Below are 24,720 nucleotides of genomic sequence, written 5' to 3'. Positions count from 1 at the left end.
GGGCTGCGGCTCAGTTGCCGAAGGCCATGATCAGCTTCTCCTTCGCCTGGTCGCTGCCGGACAGCCGGCCGGCGGAGATGAAGAACCGCCCGTCGGACCAGTCGATGACGCCGTCGTAGAAGGTGTCCTCGATCTCGGCCGTGCCCGACGGGTTCTGCAGCAGCTTGGCGGGCGCGTGCGAGGAGCCGGTGACCGGCAGCGCGACCACCTGGCCGCCCGAGTCGTACGACGGCTGCACGTACGCGACGAGCTTGCCGCCGTCTTCCTTCATCGGGTACATCGGCTCGTCCGCCGGGGACTTGGCCCGCCACTTCGCCTTGCCGTCGGCGAGGCCGATCGCGACGATCTCGTTGGCGCTGCTGGTGGTGTCCGTCGGCAGGTAGAGCGTGTCCGCGTCCGCGACGACGCCCTGGCAGCCCTGGAGGTCGCGTTCGAGGATCTGCCAGCCGCAGCGGGGGCCGAACTTCTCGTCGACCTTGACCTCCGAGCGGAACTTGCCGTCCTTGGTGAACGTGGAGATGTTCCAGGCCTTCTTGTCCTGGTTGGTCAGGTAGACCACCAGCGGGTCGACCGAGAAGGTCCGGCTGACCTGCCAGCCCTTCTTCACCGCCTGGGTCCACTTGACCTTGCCGGTGGCCGGGTCGAGCTCCTGGATCTCGTCGTGCTCGTTGTCCCCGCCGGCGCCGCAGGACGCCACCTGGATCAGCCGGCTCGCACTGCCCGCGTACGCGGCCGGGAAACAGGCCGACCCGTACTTCTGCTTGTCGTACAGCTTCTTGCCGCTGTCGATGTCGTACGCCGTGCCCGACTCCGAACGGGCCACCAGCAGCGTCTTGCCGCTCACCGTCAGCTCGACGTTGAGCGCGCTGTCGAACAGCCCGCCGTCGGCGACCTGGCCGCTCCAGCCCTTCTGGCCGGTGGCGAGGTCGATCTGCTGGAGCTGGTTGCACTTGGCGCGGTCACTGACACCGCTCATGTACGCCACGACGACCTTGTCGTCGGCCGACTTCTGCGGGGTGACCGCGCAGATCTTCTGCGGGAAGGAGATCGGCCCCCAAGCGGCCTTGCCGTCGCCGGTGCCGTAGGCGAAGACCTGCTTGTACGCCGCCTTCGCCACGACCTTGTCCGTGACCCACATGCCGGGCGCGTCCGCGCCGGAGCCCGGGGCGTCCGGCGCCGAGTGGTACCAGAGCACCTTCGCCTCGCCCGCCTTGCGGTTCGCGTTCAGGTTGTCCGGGTCGTCGCCGCCGGCCGCGCTCGGCGAGGCGGAGGCGGAGTGCTTGGGGTCGTCGCTCTGCTGGGCGACGGGCTTCTTCTTGCCGTCGCCGCCACTGGTGACCGCGTACACGGTGCCGCCGATGACGGCCAGCGCGGCCACCGCGGCACCGACGATCAGCGCCGTCCTCTTCTTGCCGGCACCGGCCTGCGGCACGGCACCGGGCGCGCCCGGGTACGGCTGCTGCTGCGGGTAGCCGTAACCGGGCTGCGGCGCGGCTCCGTAGGGGCCCGGCTGCTGCGGCTGCTGCGGGTAGCCGTAGGGGCCCGGAGTGCCGGGCGCGACGGGGGCGTTGTACGGGTTCTGCGCGCCGGGGGCGGCCGGGGCGCCGTACGGGCCGGGCTGCTGGGGGTAGCCGTAACCGGGCTGCGGGGCGGCCGGCGGCTGCGGCGGGGCCGCGGGCGGCTGGGCCGGCGGCGGAGGCGTGCCGTGCGGGGCGCCCGGCGGGGACTGCGGGGCGCTCGGGGCGCCGAAACCGCCCTGGGCCGGTGGCGTCTGCGGGGCGCCGAAACCGCCGCCCGGTGGCGGCTGGTCCTGCGGCGCTCCGAATCCGCCGTGCGGCGGCTGGTTGGGCGGCTGGGTCATCAGCGCTCTTCCCCCTCGTTCACTGATTTTTAGCCACGCCCTGAGGTTCTTGACGGACCCTGGGTCGTTACTCAGACAGTTCTCAGACGGCCCTTTCTATCACCCGCCTCTGACAGCGCACGGGCACGGATCCGCCCCTGTTCCCAAGGGAGAACCGGCCCGTGATGCCGCCGTTACGCGCCTTCACGCCCCCTTCACGCGGCGCACGCACCTGGCTGATTCACGCCCGCGCGCGCCCCACTCCGCGCTCCGCGCGCTACGCGTCCTCCGCCAGCTCCAGCCAGCGCAGCTCCAGTTCCTCGCGCTCCCCGGCCAGATCGCGCAACTCGGCATCCAGTTCCGCGACCTTGGCGAAGTCGGTGGCGTTCTCGGCGATTTGGGCGTGCAGCCGGGACTCCTTCTCGGAGACCTTGTCCAACTGGCGCTCGATCTTCTGGAGTTCCTTCTTGGCGGCGCGCTGGTCGGCGGCGCTCTTCTCCGTGGTGGCGGGCTTGGGTGCCGCGGCGGCGGCCTGGGCGGCGACCGCCTCCTCCATCCGCTGCCGTCGCTCCAGGTACTCGTCGATGCCGCGCGGCAGCATCCGCAGGGTGCCGTCGCCGAGGAGGGCGAAGACGCGGTCGGTGGTGCGCTCGACGAAGAACCGGTCGTGGGAGATGACGATCATCGAGCCGGGCCAGCCGTCGAGGACGTCCTCCAGCTGGGTGAGGGTCTCGATGTCGAGGTCGTTGGTGGGCTCATCCAGGAAGAGGACGTTGGGCTCGTCCATGAGGAGGCGCAGCAGCTGGAGCCGCCGGCGCTCACCACCGGACAGGTCGCCGACCGGCGTCCACTGCTTCTCCTTGTTGAAGCCGAACGTCTCGCACAGCTGACCGGCGGTCATCTCACGCCCCTTGCCGAGGTCGACGCGCTCGCGTACCCGCTGCACGGCCTCCAGGACCCGCCAGGTGGGGTCGAGTTCGGCGACCTCCTGGGAGAGGTAGGCGAGTTTGACGGTCTTGCCGACGGCGATCCGGCCACCGGCCGGCTGCTCCTCGCCCTCGCTGCGCGCGGCGGCGGCCATGGCGCGCAGCAGCGAGGTCTTGCCGGCGCCGTTGACACCGACGAGGCCGATCCGGTCGCCGGGGCCGAGCTGCCAGGTGACGTGCTTGAGGAGCACCTTCGGCCCGGCCTGCACGGTGATGTCCTCAAGGTCGAAGACGGTCTTGCCGAGCCGGGAGGAGGCGAACTTCATGAGCTCCGAGCTGTCCCGGGGCGGCGGCACGTCCGCGATCAGCTCGTTGGCGGCCTCGATCCGGAAGCGCGGCTTGGACGTACGCGCGGGCGCCCCGCGCCGCAGCCAGGCCAGCTCCTTGCGGACCAGGTTCTGCCGCTTGGTCTCCTCCGTGGCGGCGATCCGCTCGCGCTCCGCGCGCGCGAAGACGTAGTCGGAGTAGCCGCCCTCGTACTCGTAGACGTCGCCGCGCTGCACGTCCCACATGCGGGTGCAGACCTGGTCGAGGAACCACCGGTCGTGGGTCACGCACACCAGCGCCGAACGCCGGTTCTGCAGATGCCGCGCCAGCCAGGCGATGCCCTCGACGTCGAGGTGGTTGGTGGGCTCGTCGAGGACGATCAGGTCCTGCTCCTCGATGAGCAGCTTGGCGAGCGCGATCCGGCGCCGCTCACCACCCGAGAGCGGTCCGATGACGGTGTCGAGCCCCTTGGGGAAGCCCGGCAGGTCGAGCCCGCCGAAGAGCCCGGTCAGCACATCCCTGACCTTGGCGTTCCCGGCCCACTCGTGGTCGGCCATGTCACCGATGACCTCGTGCCGGACGGTGGCGGCGGGGTCCAGGGAGTCGTGCTGGGTGAGCACACCGAGCCGCAGCCCGCCGGAGTGCGTGACACGCCCGGTGTCGGCCTCCTCCAGCTTGGCGAGCATCCGGATGAGGGTGGTCTTGCCGTCGCCGTTGCGCCCGACGACCCCGATCCGGTCCCCCTCCGACACACCGAGCGAGACGCCGTCCAGCAGGGCACGGGTGCCGTACACCTTGCTGACGTTCTCGACATTGACCAGATTGACGGCCATTTCACTCCTGTGCGCGGGGGTCGGTCAGCCTTCTAGCGTAGGGCAGCGGGGGGTGAGGGGGAGCGGTGAGGGGGCGGTCACTCTTTGTGATGGTGTACGGGCGGTATGGCGGCGACTGCTGCGCGGGTGCCGCATGATCGCTTCCATGCGAGGAAGCACCCCACCAGGCGGCTACACCGTGGACGACTTGCTGACGCTGCCCGGTTTGCCTCGGCACGTCGAGCTGATCGACGGCGAGCTGGTTGTCCCGGGTCCGCAGACCGTCTTCCACTCCGTCGCTGTCGACCTGCTGGTGAGCGGCCTCCGGGCCGGGTGCCCGGCCGAGTTCCACGTCAGTAGGCAGATGACCGTCATCCTCGACGAACGCAACGGGCTCGAACCGGACGTGAGCGTGATCCGGACCGAGGCGGTCACCGGACTGGACCAGATGTGCTACCAGGCCAAAGACGTCATCCTCGGCGTGGAAGTCGTCCACCCGGGCTCCGAGTGCCGGGACCGCACCACCAAGCCCCTGAAGTACGCCGCTGGGGGGATCCCTGACTTCTGGCGGGTCGAGATGGAGGAGGACGGCAGACCTGTCGTCCACACCTACACACTCGACCCGCTCGCGAACACATACGCACCCAATGGCACCCACCGCGACCGGATCGAAGTCAACAAGCCCTACCCCATCGACATCGACCTGACGGCGATCGACGAACTCTGAGGCCCTAGAGAACCGTCGCCCCCGCCACCGGCCCCACCGCCATCCGCACGGCCCGGCACGTCCCCGACGCCCGCAGGGCCTGGGAGACCTTCTCCGCCGACTCGGCATCACGCGCGAGGAACGCCGTCGTAGGCCCGGAGCCCGAGACCAGCGCGGTAAGCGCACCCGCCCCCCGCCCGGCCTCCAGCGTGTCCGCCAGCTCCGGGAACAGGGACAGCGCCGCAGGCTGAAGGTCATTGGACACGGCCGCCGCCAGCGCCTCCACGTCCCCCTTCGCGAGCGCCTCCAGCAGCTCCGCCGAAGCCACCGGCTCCGGGATCTCCCGCCCCTGAGCCAGCCGGTCGAACTCACGGAAGACGGCCGGCGTCGACAGCCCCCGCTCGGCCATCGCGAAGACCCAGTGGAAGGTGCCGCCGGTCTCCAGGGCGGTCAGCTGCTCGCCCCGTCCGACACCGAGCGCGACACCCCCGACCAGGCTGAACGGGACGTCACTGCCCAACTCCGCGCAGATCGCGAGCAGTTCGGCCCGCGAAGCCCCCGCCCCCCACAGCGTGTTGCAGGCGAGCAGCGCGCCCGCGCCGTCCGCGCTGCCGCCCGCCATGCCGCCGGCGACCGGGATGTCCTTGTCGATGTGGATGTGCACGGCCGGTTCGATCCCCCGGCGCGCGGCCAGCGCGATCGCGGCGCGCGCGGCGAGGTTGGTGCGGTCCAGAGGGACCTCGCCGGCGTCCGGGCCGGCGCAGGTGATCCGCAGCTCGTCGGCCGGGGTGACGGTGACCTCGTCGTACAGGCCGACGGCGAGGAAGACGTTGGCGAGGTCGTGGAACCCGTCGGGGCGCGCGGCGCCGACCGCGAGCTGGACGTTGACCTTGGCCGGCACCCGTACCGTGACGCTCACGTGCCGCTCTCCTCGTGCCGGGTGATCGCGTCCTTGTGCTCGGCGATCCGCGCGAACTCCTCCACCGTCAGCGACTCCCCGCGCGCCTGCGGCGAGACCCCGGCCGCGACCAGGGCGGCCTCGGCGGCAGCGGCGGACCCGGCCCAGCCGGCGAGCGCCGCCCGCAGGGTCTTGCGGCGCTGCGCGAAGGCCGCGTCGACGACCGCGAAGACCTCTCTCTTGGAGGCCGTGGTCTTGATCGGCTCGGCCCGCCGGACCAGTGAGACCAGCCCGCTGTCGACGTTCGGCGCGGGCCAGAAGACATTGCGGCCGATCGCCCCGGCCCGCTTCACCTCGGCGTACCAGTTGGCCTTCACCGACGGCACGCCGTACACCTTGTTGCCGGGCGCGGCGGCGAGCCGGTCGGCGACCTCGGACTGCACCATGACCAGGGTGCGCTCGATGCTCGGGAACGTGTCGAGCATGTGCAGCAGCACGGGCACGGCGACGTTGTACGGCAGGTTCGCCACCAGGGCCGTCGGGGCCGGGCCGGGCAGTTCGGTGACGTGCATGGCGTCGGAGTGGACCAGCGCGAACCGCTCGGCACGCTCCGGCATGCGCGCGCCGACGGTGGCGGGCAGCGCTGCGGCCAGCACATCGTCGATCTCGACGGCGGTGACCCGGTCGGCGGCCTCCAGCAGCGCCAGCGTGAGAGACCCGAGCCCCGGCCCGACCTCCACGACGACGTCATCGGGGCGGACCTCGGCGGTGCGCACGATACGGCGGACCGTGTTGGCGTCGATCACGAAGTTCTGGCCGCGCTGCTTGGTGGGACGGACACCGAGCGCGGCCGCCAGCTCGCGGATGTCGGCGGGACCGAGGAGGGCGTCGGGGGTGGGGCTGCTCACGGGACAAGGGTACGGGGGTCTGCCCGACCGGATTGCCAGGTGCCGGGTCCTGGGGGGAGCCGGGGGCGGATCGCCGGCCGGCGCCGGCGTCGTGCCTCCCCCAAGCTCTTCGAGCAGGGGATGCCCCCAGCGGCCCGACCGTCCGCAGCCCGACGGCGATTCCCCGCAGCCGCCGGCCTTCAGCCGCGCAGCCGCGCCCCGCAGTGCGGCCACGGTGTCGCCCCCCGCCGCACGTACAGCTTCTTCGCGCGGAACGTCTGTTCCTCGGCCGGTGCCTCCTGGGGGCGTCCGCTGCCGCCGAGGCTGTGCCAGGTGTGGGTGTCGAACTGGTAGAGGCCGCCGTAGGTCCCCGAGGGGTCGACCGCGTCCGGGCGGCCGCCGGACTCGCAGGCGGCGAGACCCCGCCAGTTCAGGTGGTCGGCGCCGGCCACGGAGGTGGGCCGCTTCCTGGTGCCGACCCTGACGATCTGCGGTTTCGGCTTGCGCACCACCTCGGAGGCCTCCCGGCGCGGCTTCCCGCGGACCCCGTTGACGGTGCGCAGCACGTAGGTGTCGCGCCGCAGGCCTGGCACGCCGGGCTGAGTGATGACCTCGGTGCCCGTGAAGAGGGTGGGGTCCTCGGTGCGCCGGACCTCGAACGGGATCTGCTCCTCGCGGACCTCCCGGCTGCCGCTGACCCGCAGCACGGTGATCGTCTGCCCGTCGCGCGGGAAGCTGTCCGGCGGGACGGAGGTGGCGTCCTCGCCGCGCAGGGTGACGCCGGCCTCCTCGACGGCCTCGCGGACGGTGGCCGCGTTGGTGCGGACGGTGCGGGTCCGGCCGTCCGCCATGACGGTGACGGCGCGCTCGGTGCGCACGTCGAGCGCGAGCCCGGCGCGTCCGATGGTCTGGGAGCGTGAGGCGGACAGATACGCGCCCTCGGCGCGCACTCCCAGCTCGTCCAGCGCTCCTTCCACCGTGTGCGCCGTCGTCCACACCTCGCGCCGTTCGCCGTCCAGGGTGAGCCGGACGGGGCGCCCGTAGTGCACGGCGACGGCGTCGCCGCTGGCGAGCGCCGTATCGGGGGCGGGCGCGACCATGTCATGCGCCCCCACGCGCACGCCCTCGTCGGCGAGCAGCTCGCGCACGTCTCCGGCGAAGGTGTGCAGGGTGCGCTGCTTGCCGTCGACAGTCAGCTCGATCGCCTTGTCGTTGGCGATGAACGCGGTGGTGCCGCCGGCCAGGAAGGCCACGACCAGCGCCTGCGGCAGCAGACGGCGCACGGCGGACTCGGGGCGCTCGGCGCAGCGCGCCCTGCGCCGGCGCGCACCCCGCCCACTCACTCCGGCGGCCACCTCCGCCTCGCTCGCCTCTTCTTCCAGCACGCTCCCGGCGTGCGCGACACCGGCGCCCGCGCCCTGCCGGGGCAGCACCGGCTCGGCCACGAAGTACGCCTGCGCCTCGTAGGCGGGCCGGTAGGTGTCCTCGTAGAGCCCGTACGGCAGGGTCTCCGCGCTGTGTACGGACCCGTCGGGGCCGTACGGCGGGGCGGGGACGTCATGGTGGTACGACGCGTAGGGCTCGTGTGTCTCGAACGTCTCGTACTGCGACTTGCTCACGCCGACACGCTCCAGGGGTGCCAGAGGGGTCCGGATCGGGCCCCCAGAACCTAGCGGAGCGGCCGTCACTCTCCAAAGCGACGCGACTACGTACTGTTGCCCGTACGCGCGCGTGTGCTCAGTAGTCGAAGGCGCGGGCGGTGTTGGCGGCCAGGGCGGTCGCCAGCGCGTCCTCGTCTATGCCGCGCACGGCGGCCATCGCGCGCACCGTGACCGGGATCAGATAGGGCGCGTTGGGCCGGCCCCGGTAGGGCGCCGGGGTCAGGAAGGGCGCGTCGGTCTCCACGAGGACCAGCTCCAGGGGGGCGACGGCGAGCGCGTCGCGCAGGTTCTGGGCGTTCTTGAAGGTGACGTTGCCTGCGAAGGACATGAAGTAGCCCTCGCGCGCGCAGATCTCCGCCATGGCGGCGTCGCCGGAGTAGCAGTGGAAGACGGTGCGCTCGGGGGCGCCCTCCTCCTTCAGCACGCGCAGCACGTCGGCGTGGGCGTCACGGTCGTGGATGACGAGCGCCTTGCCGTGCCGCTTGGCGATCTCGATGTGGGCGCGGAAGGACCGCTCCTGGGCCGCCTTGCCCTCGGGGCCGGTGCGGAAGTAGTCCAGGCCCGTCTCGCCGACGCCCTTGACCTGCGGCAGCCCGGCCAGCCGGTCGATCTCGGCCAGGGCCTCGTCCAGCGCCGCGTCACCGCCCGGCTCCCGGGCGCCCTGCCGCGACCAGCCGTCGGGGTCGCCGTGCACGATGCGCGGGGCCTCGTTGGGGTGCAGGGCGACGGTGGCGTGGACGCTGTCGTACGCCGCCGCGGTCTCGGCGGCCCAGCGCGAGCCCTTGATGTCGCAGCCGACCTGGACGACGGTCGTCACACCCACCGACGCGGCCTTGGCGAGGCCCTCCTCGACCGTGCCCGACTGCATGTCGAGGTGGGTGTGGGAATCGGCGACGGGCACCTGGAGGGGTGCCGGAAGCGGCGGGGCGCTGTTCTTGTCGGTCTTGTCGGTCTTGTCGTCCCTGGAGCTCTGGCCGGCGTTCGAAGGCATGCCCCGATCCTACGAAAGGGGCATGCCGTCAGCGTCCGGAGCCCGGCTCAGCCGGCCTTGCGCTGGAACGGGTGCAGGAGGTCGGACAGATGCCAGTGGTGCGGCTCCCGGGGCTCGGCGGGCACCGCGGGCGCCCCGGGCACCTCGACCGGGCCCGCCGGCGGCACGCTGTGGTCCCGGTGCGCCTCGCCGCACACCGACGAGACCTGTCCCGCGCGCATGATCCGCACGACGTGACCGTCGCAGTTGTGGCAGCTGGGCCGGCTCAGCGGCGACGGCACGACCTGGCCGTCCGCCACGTACAGCACGAACTCGTGCCCATCGGCGTCCGTGTGGTGCTCTATCTCGTACGACTGCTCCCAGCCGTGCCCGCAGCGCATGCAGGCGAACGAATACGACTCGTGAACGACGGCTGTGGCCGTACCACGGAGGCCGGTCTGCCCTGCGATCTCGCTCATGCCAGCTCCTCTGATCCGCTGGTCGGAGGGACGGTTGTGCGTCCCTTCGACCAGTGGACGCCTTCACCGGCGCGGGCGCAGCAGGGCTGTCGAGTGTTGGAGGCGATTTGGCGGTTCCTTGCCGAAGATGACCCGTTCGGTCCCGTTTCGCTTTGCCATCGGCGACAGCCTTTTGCCGTCCCATGGCCCGTCCGCTCACCCGAGAACAGCCCTGCTCAGAGGGGGTTTTCGGCACCGCCCCCGGCGCCGCCGCCGGCGCGCTTGGCGGCGACGACGGCATCGAACACCACCCGCTTCGGCACCCCCGCCTCCACGGCCACCGCCGCGATCGCCTCCTTGCGCCGCTCCCCGGCCTCCTCCCGCACCCGCACCCGCCGCACGAGCTCCTCCGCGTCGAGTTCCTCGGGCCCGGCCTCGGGCGCCCCTTCGACCACGACGGTGATCTCCCCGCGCACCCCCTCCGCGGCCCAGCGCGCCAGCTCGTCCAGCGGACCGCGCCGGACCTCCTCGTACGTCTTGGTCAGCTCACGGCAGACGGCGGCCCGCCGGTCCGTGCCGAAGACCTCGGCCATGGCGGCGAGGGTGTCGTCGAGCCGGTGGGGGGCCTCGAAGTAGACGAGGGTGCGCCGCTCGCCGGCGACCTCGCGCAGCCGGGACAGCCGTTCGCCCGCCTTGCGCGGCAGGAAGCCCTCGAAGCAGAAGCGGTCGACGGGCAGCCCGGACAGGGCGAGCGCGGTGAGCACGGCGGACGGGCCGGGCACCGCGGTGACCCGGATGTCCTTCTCGACGGCCGCCGCGACCAGCCGGTAGCCAGGGTCGGAGACGGACGGCATGCCGGCGTCGGTCACGAGCAGCACGCGCGCGCCGCCGAGCAGCTCCTCGACCAGCTCCGGTGTGCGGGCGGACTCGTTGCCCTCGAAGTACGACACGACACGCCCCTTGGGCAGGACGCCGAGCGCCTGGGTGAGCCGGCGCAGCCGCCGCGTGTCCTCGGCGGCGACGATGTCGGCGCCGGCCAGCTCCTCGGCAAGCCGGGGCGGCGCGTCCGCGATGTCGCCGATGGGGGTACCTGCGAGGACAAGGGTTCCAGTCACACCCCCATCCTCCCAGCCCCGGGCCACCGCGCGGCCCGCCCCCACGGCCACGGGCCCGCCCTCGCGGACGCGGCGGAGTGACCGCTTCCCGACCGGTACCGCACATGCACGGGACTCGCACAGATCGGTTCCCTACCATGGCGCGGGTGACCAGTACCGCGTCCTCCATGGACCTCCGGCAGGGCCAGGCGCCGCACGACGAGCGGCCGGCGTGGCAGCAGCGGCTGCGCCGATTCGGGTACGTACCGGCCGAGGACGCGCCGTCGGGCGATGTACGGGACCGGCTGGTGCCCCCGTACGCCGAGCCGAGCCCGCGGCTGTGGCAGGCGCTCGGTGTGCCGCCGGTCCTCGCCGAGCGGATCGTGCGCTGGTCGGGCTGGGGCGGTCCGCTGCTGGTCACGCTGATGGCGGGCCTGATGCGGTTCTGGAACCTGGGCAGCCCGCGCGCGGTGATATTCGACGAGACGTACTACGCCAAGGACGCGTGGGCGCTCGTCCACCGCGGTTTCGAGGTCAACTGGGACAAGAACGCCAACGACCTGGTCCTGCGGACGCACGGCCATCTCGTCATCCCGACGGACGCGTCGTACGTCGTGCATCCGCCGGTCGGCAAGTACGTCATCGGGCTCGGCGAGATGGTCTTCGGGTTCAACCCGTTCGGCTGGCGGTTCATGACCGCGCTGCTGGGCACGCTGTCGGTGCTGCTGCTGTGCCGGATCGGGCGCCGGATCTTCCGCTCGACGTTCCTCGGCTGCCTGGCGGGCGCGCTGATGGCGGTGGACGGCCTGCACTTCGTGATGAGCCGGACGTCGCTGCTGGACGGCGTGCTGATGTTCTTCGTGGTGGCCGCGTTCGGCTGCCTGGTCCTCGACCGGGACCGGGCACGGGCGAGGCTGGCCGCGGCCCTGCCGGTGGACCGCGACGGGCGGGCGCGCCCGGACGCGCGCGTGGCCGACACGTTCCGCTTCGGCCTGCGCCCCTGGCGCTGGGCGACGGGGTTGATGCTGGGTCTGGCCATCGGCACCAAGTGGAACGGGCTGTACATCCTGGCCGCGTTCTGTGTGATGGCGGTTCTGTGGGACGTCGGCGCCCGGAAGACGGCCGGTGCCCGTCACCCGTATGCCGCAGCTCTCAAGTACGACACCGGCCTCGCCTTGCTTACGACCGTTCCGGTGGCCATCGCCGTCTACCTGCTGTCCTGGCTCGGCTGGATCCTCTCCCCGGCCGACGGCACGGGCGGCTACTTCCGCAACTGGGCGGCCACCGACGGCAAGGGCGGCAGCTGGACGTTCCTGCCGGACTGGCTGCGCAGCCTGTGGCACTACGAGCACGAGGTGTACGAGTTCCACGTCGGGCTGACGTCCCCGCACACCTACCAGTCCAACCCGTGGAGCTGGATCGTGCTGGGCCGCCCGGTGTCGTACTTCTACGAGTCCCCGAACCCCGGCGTGGACGGCTGCCCGGCGAACGCGGGCCAGAAGTGCGCCCGGGAGGTGCTGGCGATCGGCACACCGCTGCTGTGGTGGGCGGCCTGCTTCGCGATCCTGTACGTGCTGTGGCGCTGGGCGTTCCGCCGCGACTGGCGGGCCGGTGCGATCGCCTGCGGCATCGCGGCGGGCTACCTCCCCTGGTTCATGTACCAGGAGCGGACGATCTTCCTGTTCTACGCGGTCGTCTTCCTGCCGTTCCTGTGTCTGGCGGTGGCGATGCTGATCGGCGCGATCATCGGCCCACCGGGCTCCAGCGACATCCGCCGCCTGGCCGGCGCGTCGACGGCCGGCGTCCTGGTGCTGCTGATCGCCTGGAACTTCATCTACTTCTGGCCCCTGTACACGGGCACGGCGATCCCGATCGACCAGTGGCGGGCGCGGATGTGGCTGGACACCTGGGTGTAGCCGGGCGGACGCACGACGAGGGCGCGGCACTCGGCCGCGCCCTCGTCGTGCGTCACCGGTCGTCAGAGGCCGCGGGCCGCGCTGGATGCCCCGAGCGCGGCAAGGGTGAAGCCGTCCCGCAGTTCTCCCGCGCGGATCGCCGTCGCGATCTCGCCCGGACTCCACCAGCGTGCCGCGGCGACCTCGCCGTCGCCGGACGAGCCGGGGCGCAGCGGGGCGTCGCCCGGAACCGAGACCTCGACGACGGCGACCTCGTTCTCCAGCATGCCGGAGTCGACGTCCAGGAACGCCACCGCGGCCGCCGCGGAGCCCACCAGTCCCGTCTCCTCGGCCAGTTCGCGCAGCGCGTCCGAGACAGGATCCGTCTCGCCGAAGCCGCGCGGCAGTTCCCAGGCCCACCGGCCGATGGCCGGTCGCCACTGGCGGACGAGCAGAATGTCGTCACCCCGCCGTGCCAGCACCACGACTCCCGTACGGCCGCCCCCCACCCGGACGCGGTGCTGGACGGTCTCGGCGCCGGACGGCGAGCGGTAGGTGTCGAGGTAGACCTCGCACCACCGCCCGCCGTCGGCGTCGGTGTAGGCCTTGTGGGTGTGCGTGCGCGGCGCCTCAGTGTCCATGGGGCCCTCCTGGTATCACTCCAGGAAGCTCTATCACGTCGTACCGCCCCCGGAAGTCGGTCAGCCGGGTCACACCGGCCGCTACGGCCGCCACGACGACCGGTGTGAGCGCTCCGCCCGCGCCGGCCGCGAACGCCCCGGACGTGCCCTGGCCGAGCAGGCTGGTCGCCAGGCTGATCCCGCCGCCCGCGGCCATCTGAGCGGTGACCCCGTGAGCACTGTGCACGAACCGCTGGAGTCGGCTCACCGACACCTCGTCCACACCGGCGGCCGGTGGCTCCTTCGTACGCCCTGCGAGCAGGTCGCCCACCTCCTGCAGGGCGGCCAGGTCACGCCGGTGCCACCAGTTGGCCAAGGCGTCGGCCGCGTCATCCGTGTACCGCTGCCATTGCTCACCGCTCATCAGGCCGAGCCGCAGCTCGAACCGGGTCGGAAAGATCACGATCGGTGTCTGCTCCACGAGCGCCGCCGCCTCCCGGCGCCGGACGCCGCGTCGCGGCGAAGCCAGCCCGAGCAGGCAGCCTTCGCTCACCGCGATGGCTCGGTAGTACGTCTCGTCGAAGGACTCGCGCAGCGTCCGTGCGTCCGCTTGCGCGTTGGGGTCGCCGGAGCGCAGCAGGGGGTCGAGGCTTTCGTACAGGCGGCTGCGGCTGGGCAGGCCGTTCACGTCGAACTCCCCGCCGGTCCAGGAGGCGAGCACGGCCCTGCCCTCGGCACTGGCCGCATCCTCGGGGCGTGGCGGGGGAAGCAGCGCGTAAGCGGTCGCGTAGTCGGCCGGCGTCAGGGGGCTGACCTCCAGCAGGCCGTGCTCGGCGGCCTCCAGCCAGTCGCCCCACCGGGCGACCGTGCGCCGCCGTAGCGGGGTGTCGAGGACACCGGTCGCCGCCAGCAACCGGTCCGCCAGGCCGACCGGCCCCTCCGCGGCGAGGGCCGCGGCGGCGGCCTCGCTGTCCGCGCGGACGGCCAGCTCCCGCTGGAGTCGCAGGCACTGTTCGTCGGGGATCGGCAGGGAGGAGAAGAGGAAACCGGTCGAGAGCATCGCGATCAGCTGCCCGGCCAGGTCCGCGTTGCGGGAGTTCACCCGGATCGGCAGGACGCCACCCCCGCCGATCGCCCGTATCGCCAGCTCGTCGAGCAGCGCGGCGGGCCGGAGCGCGGCGAAGGCGGCTCCGTCGAGCAGTTGGGGGTAGGTCAGGAACAGCGTGCCGCCCTGGAGGACCTCCCAGCGCAGCCGGCCGAGCAGCTCGGCCCGCCCGAGCGCGGTCAGCCGCTCCACCGGGGCGGCGGCCCCGGCCGCTTGGGCGCTCAGCGTGGCCCGCTGCCGGACGCTGTCCCACCCCGTGCTGAGGACCGCGGTCATGTGCCCGCCCCTTCTGTCGCGTCCATACGTGAGCCAGTTCAGCATGCACCGATCAGCGGAACAACGGTCGTTCGGCACCGGGATGCCCGAGGACGGCGGGCACGGCATCGACGCGGTCGGCCCGATTGTCGCAACCGTGCTACGGAATGCAGGCTGACGTCACCCGCAAAGGTGGGGACTTTAAGGTGATTGCCGTCGTTGGGGAGTGTGAAGGGGCGGCGGGGACCCTGGGGAAGTCACGGAGGAACTGAGGCTGTGGGCAACAGAAGGCGCGTCGCCGAGCGACGCAGGACGACACGACCCGCTGTGGTCGGCGGGATGATCGCCGTGGTTGTCGCCGGCTCCGGGTTCGCCGTCTATGCGCTGACCGGCGGTGGGGCGTCGGCCGACGAGCGCGCGTCCGCAGGGGCTGACCACAAGGCGGTCAAGACCGGTCCGCTCAGCGCCGCCGAGATCCGCACGGCGTCCACCCGCTTCCTGACGGCCTGGCAGCAGGGCCGGGTCTCCGAGGCGGCCGCCGCCACGGACGACGCCCCGGCCGCGACCACGCTGCTCTCCGGCCTCGCCAAGGACGCCCACCTGAAGGGCGTCACGCTCACCCCGGGTGCGGCCACGGGCGCGAAGGTGCCGTTCTCCGTCAAGGCGACGGTGTCGTACGACAAGCTCAGCAAGCCGCTGGCGTACGGCAGTTCGCTCACCGTGGTGAGGCGGGCGAGCGACGGCGTGCCGCTGGTCGACTGGCACTCCTCGATCGTCCACCCGGACCTGCAGGACGGCGACACGCTCGTCACCGGCGAGTCCGGCACCCCGCCCGTCAAGGCCCTGGACCGCGACGGCGGCGAGCTGACGGCCGCCAAGTACCCCTCGCTGGGCACGGTGCTGGACGGGCTGCGCGAGAAGTACGGCAAGACGGCCGGCGGCAAGGCGGGCATCGAGCTGCGCGTGGTGCGCGGCAAGGCCTCGCAGAAGGCCCAGCTGCCCGACAAGACACTGGTGGAGCTGAGCCAGGGCACGCCGGGCACGGTGAAGACGACGCTCGACCCGACCCTGGAAGCGGCCGCCGAGCAGCAGGTGGCCAAGAAGTCGCAGGCGTCGGTGGTGGTGCTGCGGCCGTCCACGGGCGAGATCCTCGCGGTCGCCAACAACGGGCACGGCTTCAACGTCGCCTTCCAGGGCTCCCTCGCGCCCGGCTCCACGATGAAGATCGTGACGTCGACGATGCTGTTCGAGAAGAAGCTCATCACCCCGGACGCCTCCCACCCCTGCCCCAAGACGTACAAGCTCGCCGGCTGGACGTTCCACAACGACGCCGACTCCGAGATCAAGCAGGGCACGTTCAAGCAGAGCTTCGGCGCCTCCTGCAACAACGCCTTCATCGACTTCGCGCCGAAGCTGTCCGACGACGACCTGACCAAGGAGGCTCAGCAGGTCTACGGCCTCGGCATGGACAACTGGGCCATCGGCGTGCCGTCGTTCGACGGCTCCGTGCCGGTGCAGAGCGGCGCGCAGATGGGCGCCTCGCTGATCGGGCAGGGCGGGGTGCGGATGAACCCGCTGAACATGGCGTCGGTGGCGGCGACGGTCGAGGCGGGCGCCTTCCACCAGCCGTACCTGGTGGCGCCCTCGGTGGACAACCGCACGCTGGCGAAGGCCACGCGCACCCTGTCGGCGCAGACCCAGTCCCAGCTGAAGGACGTCATGCGGTTCACCGCGGACTACGGCACGGCGGCCAAGGCGATGGCGGGCATGAGCGGGGACTACGGCGCCAAGACCGGCTCCGCCGAGGTCGACGGGCAGAAGAAGCCCAACGGCTGGTTCACCGCCTACAAGGGCGATCTGGCCGCCGCGGGCGTGGTCCAGGCGGGCGGCCACGGCGGCGACACCGCCGGACCGATCGTGGCGGCTCTGCTGAAGATGGGCGGCTGACCGGCCCCGGCCGGTCAGCCCCGCACGGGCTCCGCGGTGTAGGTGCGGCGCAGAAATCTGAGCAGCGTCTTCGACTCGAACTGGACCACCTCGACACCGTTGTCAGAGTGGAACTCGACAACGGCCTGCACGCGCCCGCACGGCCACACGCGTACGTCGCCGCTCTCGGCCGGGACCCGCAGTCCTCGCTCCAGCAGCGCGCGCGAGAAGGTCCACTCATGGGCGCCGGGCAGGTCCACCCGCACCGATCGTGGATCACTGTCGGGGTCGTACCGCAGCACCACCGGTACGGCCCCCGGGTCCTCCTCGTCCGTGACGATGTGGGCGCGGGCGTACTGTTCGACCACAGACATCGGACCGCCCTCTCACGCTGAGTGACCATTACCGGAAGCTCTCCATCCGCTTCCTCCTCTAATGTGCCATATTTTCCGGTTTGCGCCTTTCGGGGCGGCCGATCTCACGCACGGCTAGCGGATCGATCGGCCCTCGTTTTCGCGAGTGGCTGGTTCTTGCAAACTCTTCGCAACAAGCCTCTAAAATCGACATCGTGCATGTACCTGACGGATTCATCGATGCCCCGACCTCCGCCGTCACCGCAGTGGTCGCCGCCGGCGCCCTCGCGGTGAGCCTGCGCGGCGCCCGACGTGAACTGGGGGGCACCTCCCGCGCGAGCGAAGCCGAGCGTGGGGGAGAAAGAGCGGCACCGCTGGCCGGTCTGGTGGCGGCGTTCATCTTCGCCGTCCAAATGCTCAACTTCCCCGTGGCGGCCGGAACCAGCGGTCATCTGCTCGGCGGAGCGCTCGCCGCGATCCTCGTCGGCCCGTACACCGGCGTGCTGTGCGTGTCGGTCGTACTGCTCATGCAGGGCGTGCTGTTCGCGGACGGCGGGCTCACCGCGCTCGGCGTGAACATCACCGACATGGCGATCGTCACCACCGTCGCGTCGTACGCCGTCTTCCGTGCCCTGCTCGCCGTCCTGCCCCGCAGGCGGCACTCGGTGACCATCGCCTCCTTCGTCGCCGCGCTGGTCTCCGTGCCGGCCGCCGCCGTCGCCTTCACGCTGATCTACGCGATCGGCGGCACCACGGACGTCTCCCTCGGCAAGGTGGCGACCGCGATGATCGGCGTCCACGTGCTGATCGGTATCGGCGAGGCGGTCATCACCGCGCTCACCGTGAGCGCCGTCATCGCGGTGCGCCCCGACCTGGTGCACGGCGCGCGCGGCCTGCGGCAGCGGCTCACGTTGCGCTCCCCCACGCTCGGCTCCACTCGCGCGGGAGGTGCCCCCATCGGCGCGCTCGTGGACGCTCCCGCCCCCGCGGCGCTCACGGCGCCTGTGGCGGCGCGCACCTCCCGGCGCGCGCTGTGGGTGACCGGCCTGGTCACCTCCCTCGTGCTCGCCGGTTTCGTCAGCTTCTACGCCTCCTCGAACCCCGACGGCCTGGAGAAGGTCGCGCACGACAAGGGGATCGACCAGAAGACCGAGAAGCACACGACGGCCGGCTCCCCGCTCGCCGACTACGGCGTCAAGAACATCTCCGACGCGCGGCTCTCCGGCGGCCTCGCGGGTGTGATCGGCGTCGGGGTCACGATCGTGGCGGGCAGCGCGGTGTTCTGGGCGGTGCGCCGGCGCACCACGCCGACGCCGGGCGCCCGCGACTCCACGGTCTCGCCCGTGAACACGGGGTGGTGACGTGGGCGCCGGACACACCCATCGCCTCTACCGGCACGGGCACTCCCCCGTGCACACCCTGCCGCCGCACACCAAGCTCGCCGCCGCCTTCCTGTTCATCGTGGTCGTGGTGTCCACCCCGCGCGAGGCGATGTGGGCGTTCGCGCTGTACGCCGTCCTGCTCGCGTCTGTCGCGCATCTCGCGCGCGTGCCCGCCGGTTTCCTGCTCCGACGGCTGCTGATCGAGGTGCCGTTCGTGGCGTTCGCGGTGCTCATGCCGTTCGTCGCGGAGGGCGAGCGGGTGCACGCGCTGGGCCTCTCGCTCAGCCTGAACGGACTCTGGGGCGCCTGGAACGTGCTCGCCAAGGGCACGCTCGGCGTCGCCGTCTCCGTGCTGCTGGCCGCCACCACCGAACTGCGCGCGCTGCTGCTCGGGCTCCAGCGCCTGAGGCTCCCGCCTCTGCTGGTCCAGATCGTGTCCTTCATGATCCGCTACGGCGACGTCATCACCGACGAGATGCGCCGGATGCGCGTCGCACGCGAGTCACGTGGTGGTGAAGCGAGGGGCGTGCGGCACTGGGGCGTGCTCGCCAAGTCCGCCGGCGCGCTGTTCATCCGCTCCTACGAGCGCGGGGAGCGTGTGCACCTGGCCATGGTGAGCCGCGGCTATGCCGGTGCGATGCCGGTCATCGACGAGGTGACCGCGTCCGGTGCGCAGTGGCGGTACGCCCTCACGCTCCCCTGCACCGCCCTCGTCGTCTGCCTGTCGGGATGGATCCTGTGACACCTTCGTTGGAAGTGGCCGGACTGGCCTTCGCCTACCCCGACGGCCACCAGGCGCTGTTCGGCGTCGACTTCACCATCGCGCGCGGTGAACGCGTCGCGCTGCTCGGCCCGAACGGCGCCGGCAAGACCACCCTGGTCCTGCACCTCAACGGCATCCTGAGCGGCGGCACCGGCACGGTCACGGTCGCAGGGCTGCCGGTCGGCACCCAGCACCTGGCCGCCGTCCGGCAGAAGGTCGGCATCGTCTTCCAGGACCCGGACGACCAGCTCTTCATGCCGACCGTGCGCGAGGACGTGGCCTTCGGCCCGGCCGCCGCCGGCCTCAAGGGCGCGGCCCTGGAGGAACGGGTACGGCACGCCCTGGAGCGCGTCGGCATGCGGGACTTCGCCGACCGCCCGCCGCACCACCTGTCCTTCGGCCAGCGCCGCCGGGTCGCCGTGGCCACCGTGCTCGCGATGGAACCGGAGATCCTCGTCCTGGACGAGCCCTCCTCCAACCTCGACCCCGCCTCCCGCCGTGAACTCGCCGACATCCTGCGTTCCCTGGACGTCACGGTCCTCATGGTCACCCACGACCTGCCCTACGCCCTGGAACTGTGCCCCCGTTCCCTGATCCTCAGCGACGGCGTGATCGCAGCCGACGGCCCGACCGCCGGGCTCCTCTGCGACGAGGACCTGATGCGGGCTCACCGACTGGAGCTGCCGTTCGGGTTCGATCCGCGGGCGCGTCCGTGAGAATGGGGCGCGTGACGCCTCAAGACGACCGTGACGACGAAGAGGCCGCCGGGTCGCTGCTGCTGGACGACCAGCTGTGCTTCGCGCTGTACGCGGCACAGCGCGCCGTGACCGCCGCGTACCGTCCACTTCTGGACGACCTCGGGCTCACCTACCCCCAGTACCTCGTGCTGCTGGTCCTCTGGGAGCACGGCGAGACCAGCGTGAAGGACCTGGCGCGCGCCCTGCGCCTGGACTACGGGACCGTCTCGCCGTTGCTGAAACGGCTGGAGGGGGCGGGCCTGGTGCGCAGGGAGCGCGCGGCGGACGACGAGCGCTCCGTGCTCATCGCGTGCACCGAGCGCGCGGAGGAACTCAGGGAACGCGCAGCGCGCGTGCCCGGCGCACTGCTCACCACGACGGGGCTCAGCGCCCAGGAGGTGGCGCGGTTGCGCTCCGAGTTGTGGCAGCTCACCGAGCGCGCCGACACCGCGGCCGTCCGGCGCCGAGGCCACTGAGCTCGCGTTACCCACGGTTGCCCACCCCTGCCCGCGTTCACTGACCTACCGGCCAGTACCTTGTGCACGATGTATTTGTGCGCCACTTGTTCTGTGGAAGGCCGGCCATGACCGAGGACTCCGCCGTCGACACCCGTCCGACGAAGATCATGTACGTCGCCGAGGCCACCGCCCACGGCGGCCGGGACGGCTTTGTCACCAGCCAGGACGGCCGGCTCGCGCTGCAGGTCGCGATGCCTCCGGAGCTGGGCGGCGACGGCAACGGCACCAACCCGGAGCAGCTGTTCGCGGCCGGTTACAGCTCCTGCTTCCACAACGCGCTGATCCTGGTGGGCAACCGCGCGGGCTACGACCTGACCGGCTCCACGGTGGCCGCGAAGGTCGGCATCGGCCCGAACAAGCAGCGCGGCTACGGCCTCGCGGTCGCCCTCAGCGTCTCCCTGCCGGTCCTGGACGCCGACCTGGCGGCCGAGCTGGTGGACGCGGCGCACGAGGTCTGCCCCTACTCCAACGCGACGCGCGGCAACATCGACGTAACGATTCTGCTGGGCTGATCCCACCAAGGAATCACAGGCGCACGGCCGGTGTTGCACGCACTGTCGCAGGCGATGGGACGGTGTGGGAAAGGACGGCGGACGTGGACGTGAACGGCACTGTGGCCGAGGGCTTCGAGCCGGTCAGGGAGGCGTTCGCCGCGAACTTCGCGCTGCTCGGGGAACGCGGCGCGGCCGTCGCGGTGTACCGCGACGGGCACCGGGTCGTCGACCTGTGGGCAGGCGCGAAGGACGTCGACGGCACGGCCGGCGAGGGCCCCTGGGAGCGCGGCACCGCACAGATCGTGCGTTCCGCCACCAAGGGCGTCGCCGCCGCCGCGCTGCTGCTCCTGCACCAGCGCGGTGAGCTGGACCTGGACGCCCCGGTCGGCACGTACTGGCCCGAGTACAAGGCGGCGGGCAAGGAGCACACCCTCGTCCGGCACCTGCTCGCCCACCGCGCGGGCGTACCCGTGCTGGACCGCCCGCTGACCCCCGCCGAGGCCGCCGACCCCGACCTGGGCGCCGCGGCCGTCGCCGCGCAGGCACCGGTATGGGAGCCGGGCACGGACCACGGCTACCACGCCCAGACCTACAGCTGGCTCACCGGCGAACTGCTCCGGCGGGTCACCGGCCGTCCGGTCGGCGCATGGATCGCGGACGAGATCGCCGCACCCGTCGGCGCGAATCTGTGGCTCGGCCTGCCGGAGTCGGAGCACGCGCGCGTGGGCCGCGTCGGACCGGTCGAGGCGCCCGAGGCCGCGGGCGCCCTGAAGACGCGCCCCAAGCGCGCGGTGGCCGAGGCCTACGCCGACCCGGACTCCCTGACCCGGCGCGCGTTCGCCGCGATCACCCCACTGCCCGACGAGAACGACCCCGCCTACCGCGCGGCCGCCCTGCCCGCCTCCAACGGCATCGCCACCGCCGACGGGCTGGCCCGCTTCTACGCCTCGCTCATCGGCGAGGTGGACGGCGGCACGCGTCTGTTCACCCCGGAGACGACGGAGCTGGCCCGCGCCGAGCAGTCGGGAGGCCAGGACCGGGTCCTGGTGGTGGGCACCCGGTTCGGCCTCGGCTACATGCTCCACGGCGCCGCGTCCCCGCTCCTCTCCCCCGGCTCCTTCGGCCACCCGGGCCGGGGCGGCGCCCTCGCCTTCGCCGACCCGGAGACCGGCATCTCCTTCGGCTACGTCACCAACGGCTTCAGGAAGAGCGTGACGGCGGACCCGAGGGCCCAGGCCCTGGTTCGAGCGCTGCGCACGGCACTCGCATAGGGCGCACGCCCAGGACTTCACGCCGGGGCGCGCGCCCAATCGGTGTCACACATTGATCGGATGCGAGGTCCGCCCGGACTCCGCGTCGATCTCCCCATGAGCCTTGGTCAGCAGTTGCATGGCCAGTTCGTTGAGGGCACGTGCACCGGCGATCTCCTCGCCGACCCGGGGCTGGTTGGGGTCGACGCGGTGCCGGGTGGCGTGGCCGTGCGCCCGTACCTCGGTGCCGTCGGGCAAACGCACCAGCGCCGCAGCGCGCGTGTGCTGATCATCCTCCGTGAACTCCAGCTCGACATGCCATCCCACAGCTGTGTGCATCATGACGATCACCTCCGAGAACCGCTGCTTCCAGGGTGCGCCCCAGCACCCCGGCCCGTCATGTCGACAACGCGACGCGCCCTATGCGCCCTCCCCGCTCTTCTCCTCGAAGCTGGCGAAGTACGCGGCGGCCATGTCCTCGTCCGCGTGGCCCTGGGCGGCGGCGCGGGCGAGCCGTTCGGCGGTCGCGGCGGCCACGTCGAGCCGTACGCCACCGTGCTCGCCCGCCGCCACGATCAGCCGGGCGTCCTTCACGGCGGTGGCCACCGCGAACGACGGCGGGGACAGCTTGCCGTCGAGCACCAGTGCGGCCTTGGCCCGCAGGTAGCCCATGTCGAGCGGGCCGCCCTCGATGAGGTCGAAGAAGCCCTGCGGATCCACGCCGAGGGCCTGGGAGAGGGCGAGGACCTCACCGGCCGCGGCGGTGGTGGCCAGCACCCAGCTGTTGGCGACCAGCTTCAGCCGGCTGGCGCTGCCCGCCGCACCGTCGTCCCCGGTCCACACGGTCTTCGCGCCGACCGCGTCGAAGACGGGCGTGACCGCTGACCGCCCCTCCTCGGGCCCGGCGGCCAGCACGGTCAGCTGACCGGCCTCGGCGGGCTGGCGGGTACCGAGGACGGGGGCGTCGTAGAAGACGAGTCCGTGTTCGCGGGCGAAGGCGGCCAGGTCGGTGAGCAGGCCGATCCCCGCGGTGGTGCACTGCGCCCACACCGTGCCGGGGCGCAGTGCCGGGGCGGCGTCGCGCATGGCCTCCAGTGCGGTCGCCCCGTCGTAGAGCATCGTCAGGACGACGTCGGCGCCCTCGACGGCCTCGGCGGGCGTGCCGGTGACCCGGGCGCCGTCGGCGGCGAGCGGCTCGGCCTTCTCCCGTGTCCGGTTCCAGACGCGCACCTCCAGCCCGGCCCGGCACAGGTTGCGGGCCATGGCGGCCCCCATGATGCCGGTGCCCAGCACGCTGACGGTCGGTTTGTCGGTCATGAACGGCCCTGCCTCTCACGTCGTGGGTTCGAACTGATCATTCGTGACCACCCACCACCCAACACCCACCACACCCCTACCCGGCGTGCAGCATCGACCCGATCACGGCGCCGACGATGATCGACGTCATCCCCCTGGCCGAATGTCGGTTTCACCGAGATCGATCAGGCCGACGGCCACATGGGGAGTCCATCGGCGGACTGCCGCCGTGACCGGGGCGGAGTCCGTCGGGGCCCCTGCGAGCCTCCAGGACAATCCGCCAGCGGCTCCGACCGACTTGAGCACCTCCCCGGCCACCTCATGCCAAGGCGACACCCTCGTGGGCGACGGCGACGGGACCGCGGACTGGAACAACTGGACCATCGCCACGACGCAACTGCCCACCACGGGCGGCGGAAGCAGCACCGCGATGTTCCTGTGGAAGAAGTCCACCGGCGAACTCGACCTGTGGAAGAACCTGGCCGCCGACGCCGACAGCGACGGCATACCCGACCTGTGGACCGTTTCCGCAGGAGGGTCGGTCACGGCCAACCTGTTCACCAACCTGTCCAGCACCGCCCCGGCCACCCTGGCTCGGATCACTGAGACCCTCGCCACCGACTGACCGATGACGGAGGGCGTCCCGACCGCTGAGGACACTGCTTCCTCTGCGTGGACTTGAACGCCTGCCTTCAGGGCCTCTTGGTAGTCGGATGAGCCAAACCGATCCGAGTGCCAAGAGGCCCGGCCGGCCTCATGGACGTGAAGTTGAGGGCCGACGCGGCTACGTGCCTGCGATGAGCAGCCGGTATCCATAGTCCATGGCCTGCTCACACAGCAGGTCCGCGTGCCGGCGGTGCCAGGTACCGGAGTCGAGGTCGGCGCGGAGCCTGGCGATCGCCGCATCTACGACGGAGGGCGGTAGCTGGGCGAAGGTAGAGCTGGCCTGCCGGATGACCGGGTCGAGGTAGAACTCCGGTCGGCGCCAGTAAGCGATCTGGAAGCCGTCGGTGAAGTCGTGCGGGACGGGGAAGGGCAGCACGGTGTGCGCGTCGAGTGCGTCGACAACCTCGCTCAGGGGCGTGAAGCGGGCATGCTCCATCTCACGGATCTCCGGCAGGTACTCCTCCAGCAGCCACAACTCCGGCTGGTGTGCCGGGTCCCATGTGAAGACGAGCTGTCTGCGGGCGACGCGGCGCAGTTCGCCGAGTCCGCGGTAGAGGTCAGGCCAGTGATGGACGGTCATGATGGCCATGGCCGCGTCGAAGGAGGCGTCCGCGAACGGCAAGGCTTCCGCTCGGGCCTTCACCTTCGTCGTCCCAGGGTGTTGGTCGAGCATGACCCGAGAGGGATCGACAGCTGTCACGTCGGCGCCCGCCGGCTCATAGGAACCGGTGCCGGCGCCCACATTGACAACGGTCCGAGCTCCTTCCAACGCCTGGCCGATGAAAGCGTGCAGTCGGGGATCAGGACGTCGAATGTCGCTGTATCCCATGCCGATGCGGTCGTAGGTCGCCGGAGGACGGTCGGCAGCAGCGGTATCCATG

General features: G+C 71.7%; 24 protein-coding genes. 10 read left to right on the top strand and 14 right to left on the bottom strand.

From position 1 onward, the window contains the following. Positions 1-10: 10 nt before the first annotated feature. Both O1G22_RS24700 and O1G22_RS24695 read right to left on the bottom strand, forming a co-directional pair. Positions 11-1,861, bottom strand: a complete 1,851-nt coding sequence (locus tag O1G22_RS24700) for an outer membrane protein assembly factor BamB family protein (RefSeq protein ID WP_270083319.1) — start codon at positions 1,859-1,861, stop codon at positions 11-13. A 256-nt stretch (positions 1,862-2,117) separates the two neighbouring features. Beyond that, positions 2,118-3,926 carry an ABC-F family ATP-binding cassette domain-containing protein gene (locus tag O1G22_RS24695; protein WP_270083318.1) on the bottom strand — a complete coding sequence of 603 codons (1,809 nt, stop codon included), beginning with the start codon at positions 3,924-3,926 and terminating at the stop codon, positions 2,118-2,120. 145 nt (positions 3,927-4,071) lie between these two features. On the opposite strand from O1G22_RS24695, the gene O1G22_RS24690 reads away from it, so the two are divergent. Next, positions 4,072-4,632, top strand: a complete 561-nt coding sequence (locus tag O1G22_RS24690) for a Uma2 family endonuclease (RefSeq protein ID WP_270083317.1) — start codon at positions 4,072-4,074, stop codon at positions 4,630-4,632. A gap of 4 nt (positions 4,633-4,636) precedes the next feature. Here O1G22_RS24690 and O1G22_RS24685 read toward each other — a convergent pair whose 3' ends face one another. The 6 genes from O1G22_RS24685 to rsmI form a co-directional block, all read right to left on the bottom strand. Continuing rightward, the gene (locus tag O1G22_RS24685) at positions 4,637-5,530 is read right to left on the bottom strand and encodes a 4-(cytidine 5'-diphospho)-2-C-methyl-D-erythritol kinase (protein WP_270083316.1); all 894 of its coding nucleotides are present in this window, start codon (positions 5,528-5,530) and stop codon (positions 4,637-4,639) included. Further along, the gene (rsmA, locus tag O1G22_RS24680) at positions 5,527-6,417 is read right to left on the bottom strand and encodes a 16S rRNA (adenine(1518)-N(6)/adenine(1519)-N(6))-dimethyltransferase RsmA (protein WP_270083315.1); all 891 of its coding nucleotides are present in this window, start codon (positions 6,415-6,417) and stop codon (positions 5,527-5,529) included. Before rsmA ends, O1G22_RS24685 begins: the two co-directional genes overlap by 4 nt. Before the next feature lie 179 nt (positions 6,418-6,596). Continuing rightward, on the bottom strand, positions 6,597-8,015 hold the full coding sequence (locus O1G22_RS24675) for a resuscitation-promoting factor (RefSeq protein WP_270083314.1): 1,419 nt from the start codon (positions 8,013-8,015) through the stop codon (positions 6,597-6,599). A gap of 118 nt (positions 8,016-8,133) precedes the next feature. Then, on the bottom strand, positions 8,134-9,048 hold the full coding sequence (locus tag O1G22_RS24670; RefSeq protein WP_270083313.1) for a TatD family hydrolase: 915 nt from the start codon (positions 9,046-9,048) through the stop codon (positions 8,134-8,136). Positions 9,049-9,095: 47 nt separating this feature from the next. After that, positions 9,096-9,506 carry a hypothetical protein gene (locus tag O1G22_RS24665; protein WP_225099158.1) on the bottom strand — a complete coding sequence of 137 codons (411 nt, stop codon included), beginning with the start codon at positions 9,504-9,506 and terminating at the stop codon, positions 9,096-9,098. Positions 9,507-9,721: 215 nt separating this feature from the next. Beyond that, complete coding sequence (gene rsmI, locus O1G22_RS24660) at positions 9,722-10,600, bottom strand: 16S rRNA (cytidine(1402)-2'-O)-methyltransferase (protein WP_270083312.1); 879 nt, start codon at positions 10,598-10,600, stop codon at positions 9,722-9,724. 146 nt (positions 10,601-10,746) lie between these two features. Here rsmI and O1G22_RS24655 point away from each other — a divergent pair, with 146 nt between their 5' ends. Continuing rightward, entirely contained in the window at positions 10,747-12,495 is a 1,749-nt protein-coding gene (locus tag O1G22_RS24655; RefSeq protein WP_270083311.1) for a dolichyl-phosphate-mannose--protein mannosyltransferase, read from the top strand. A gap of 62 nt (positions 12,496-12,557) precedes the next feature. Here the strand turns inward: O1G22_RS24655 and O1G22_RS24650 are convergent, their stop codons facing one another. Together O1G22_RS24650 and O1G22_RS24645 are read right to left on the bottom strand one after the other, a co-directional pair. Continuing rightward, on the bottom strand, positions 12,558-13,115 hold the full coding sequence (locus tag O1G22_RS24650) for an NUDIX hydrolase (protein WP_270083310.1): 558 nt from the start codon (positions 13,113-13,115) through the stop codon (positions 12,558-12,560). Then, positions 13,105-14,475, bottom strand: a complete 1,371-nt coding sequence (locus O1G22_RS24645) for a hypothetical protein (protein ID WP_270083309.1) — start codon at positions 14,473-14,475, stop codon at positions 13,105-13,107. The genes O1G22_RS24650 and O1G22_RS24645 overlap by 11 nt, the downstream gene beginning before the upstream one ends. Positions 14,476-14,730: 255 nt before the next feature. On the opposite strand from O1G22_RS24645, the gene O1G22_RS24640 reads away from it, so the two are divergent. Further along, positions 14,731-16,401 carry a penicillin-binding transpeptidase domain-containing protein gene (locus tag O1G22_RS24640; RefSeq protein ID WP_270083308.1) on the top strand — a complete coding sequence of 557 codons (1,671 nt, stop codon included), beginning with the start codon at positions 14,731-14,733 and terminating at the stop codon, positions 16,399-16,401. Between the two features lie 14 nt (positions 16,402-16,415). Here O1G22_RS24640 and O1G22_RS24635 read toward each other — a convergent pair whose 3' ends face one another. After that, positions 16,416-16,754, bottom strand: coding sequence for an SsgA family sporulation/cell division regulator (locus O1G22_RS24635; protein WP_270083307.1), 339 nt, complete (start codon positions 16,752-16,754; stop codon positions 16,416-16,418). A 194-nt stretch (positions 16,755-16,948) separates the two neighbouring features. On the opposite strand from O1G22_RS24635, the gene O1G22_RS24630 reads away from it, so the two are divergent. The 6 genes from O1G22_RS24630 to O1G22_RS24605 all read left to right on the top strand — a co-directional run bounded on the left by O1G22_RS24630 (position 16,949) and on the right by O1G22_RS24605 (position 21,898). After that, entirely contained in the window at positions 16,949-18,094 is a 1,146-nt protein-coding gene (locus O1G22_RS24630; RefSeq protein ID WP_270083306.1) for an energy-coupling factor ABC transporter permease, read from the top strand. Position 18,095: 1 nt separating this feature from the next. Continuing rightward, positions 18,096-18,857 carry a cobalt ECF transporter T component CbiQ gene (cbiQ, locus tag O1G22_RS24625; protein WP_270083305.1) on the top strand — a complete coding sequence of 254 codons (762 nt, stop codon included), beginning with the start codon at positions 18,096-18,098 and terminating at the stop codon, positions 18,855-18,857. Beyond that, complete coding sequence (locus O1G22_RS24620) at positions 18,845-19,594, top strand: energy-coupling factor ABC transporter ATP-binding protein (RefSeq protein WP_270083304.1); 750 nt, start codon at positions 18,845-18,847, stop codon at positions 19,592-19,594. The genes cbiQ and O1G22_RS24620 overlap by 13 nt, the downstream gene beginning before the upstream one ends. Before the next feature lie 2 nt (positions 19,595-19,596). Then, positions 19,597-20,091 (top strand): MarR family winged helix-turn-helix transcriptional regulator, encoded by a 495-nt coding sequence (locus O1G22_RS24615; protein ID WP_270086525.1) that lies wholly within the window; start codon positions 19,597-19,599, stop codon positions 20,089-20,091. A 107-nt stretch (positions 20,092-20,198) separates the two neighbouring features. After that, positions 20,199-20,645, top strand: coding sequence for an organic hydroperoxide resistance protein (locus tag O1G22_RS24610; protein ID WP_270083303.1), 447 nt, complete (start codon positions 20,199-20,201; stop codon positions 20,643-20,645). An 83-nt stretch (positions 20,646-20,728) separates the two neighbouring features. Then, the gene (locus O1G22_RS24605) at positions 20,729-21,898 is read left to right on the top strand and encodes a serine hydrolase domain-containing protein (RefSeq protein ID WP_270083302.1); all 1,170 of its coding nucleotides are present in this window, start codon (positions 20,729-20,731) and stop codon (positions 21,896-21,898) included. Between the two features lie 45 nt (positions 21,899-21,943). Here O1G22_RS24605 and O1G22_RS24600 read toward each other — a convergent pair whose 3' ends face one another. Beyond that, on the bottom strand, positions 21,944-22,219 hold the full coding sequence (locus tag O1G22_RS24600) for a DUF1876 domain-containing protein (RefSeq protein WP_225099169.1): 276 nt from the start codon (positions 22,217-22,219) through the stop codon (positions 21,944-21,946). A 78-nt stretch (positions 22,220-22,297) separates the two neighbouring features. Next, positions 22,298-23,194, bottom strand: a complete 897-nt coding sequence (locus O1G22_RS24595; protein WP_270083301.1) for an NAD(P)-dependent oxidoreductase — start codon at positions 23,192-23,194, stop codon at positions 22,298-22,300. A 319-nt stretch (positions 23,195-23,513) separates the two neighbouring features. Here O1G22_RS24595 and O1G22_RS24590 point away from each other — a divergent pair, with 319 nt between their 5' ends. Further along, positions 23,514-23,798 (top strand): hypothetical protein, encoded by a 285-nt coding sequence (locus O1G22_RS24590; protein WP_270083300.1) that lies wholly within the window; start codon positions 23,514-23,516, stop codon positions 23,796-23,798. A 159-nt stretch (positions 23,799-23,957) separates the two neighbouring features. Here O1G22_RS24590 and O1G22_RS24585 read toward each other — a convergent pair whose 3' ends face one another. Beyond that, positions 23,958-24,581 (bottom strand): class I SAM-dependent methyltransferase, encoded by a 624-nt coding sequence (locus O1G22_RS24585; RefSeq protein WP_270083299.1) that lies wholly within the window; start codon positions 24,579-24,581, stop codon positions 23,958-23,960. Positions 24,582-24,720: the final 139 nt, after the last annotated feature.

Source organism: Streptomyces camelliae (assembly GCF_027625935.1).
GTDB lineage: Bacteria > Actinomycetota > Actinomycetes > Streptomycetales > Streptomycetaceae > Streptomyces > Streptomyces camelliae.
Note: the sequence above shows the minus strand (reverse complement) of the source record. Positions and strands in the feature narration are given on the sequence as shown.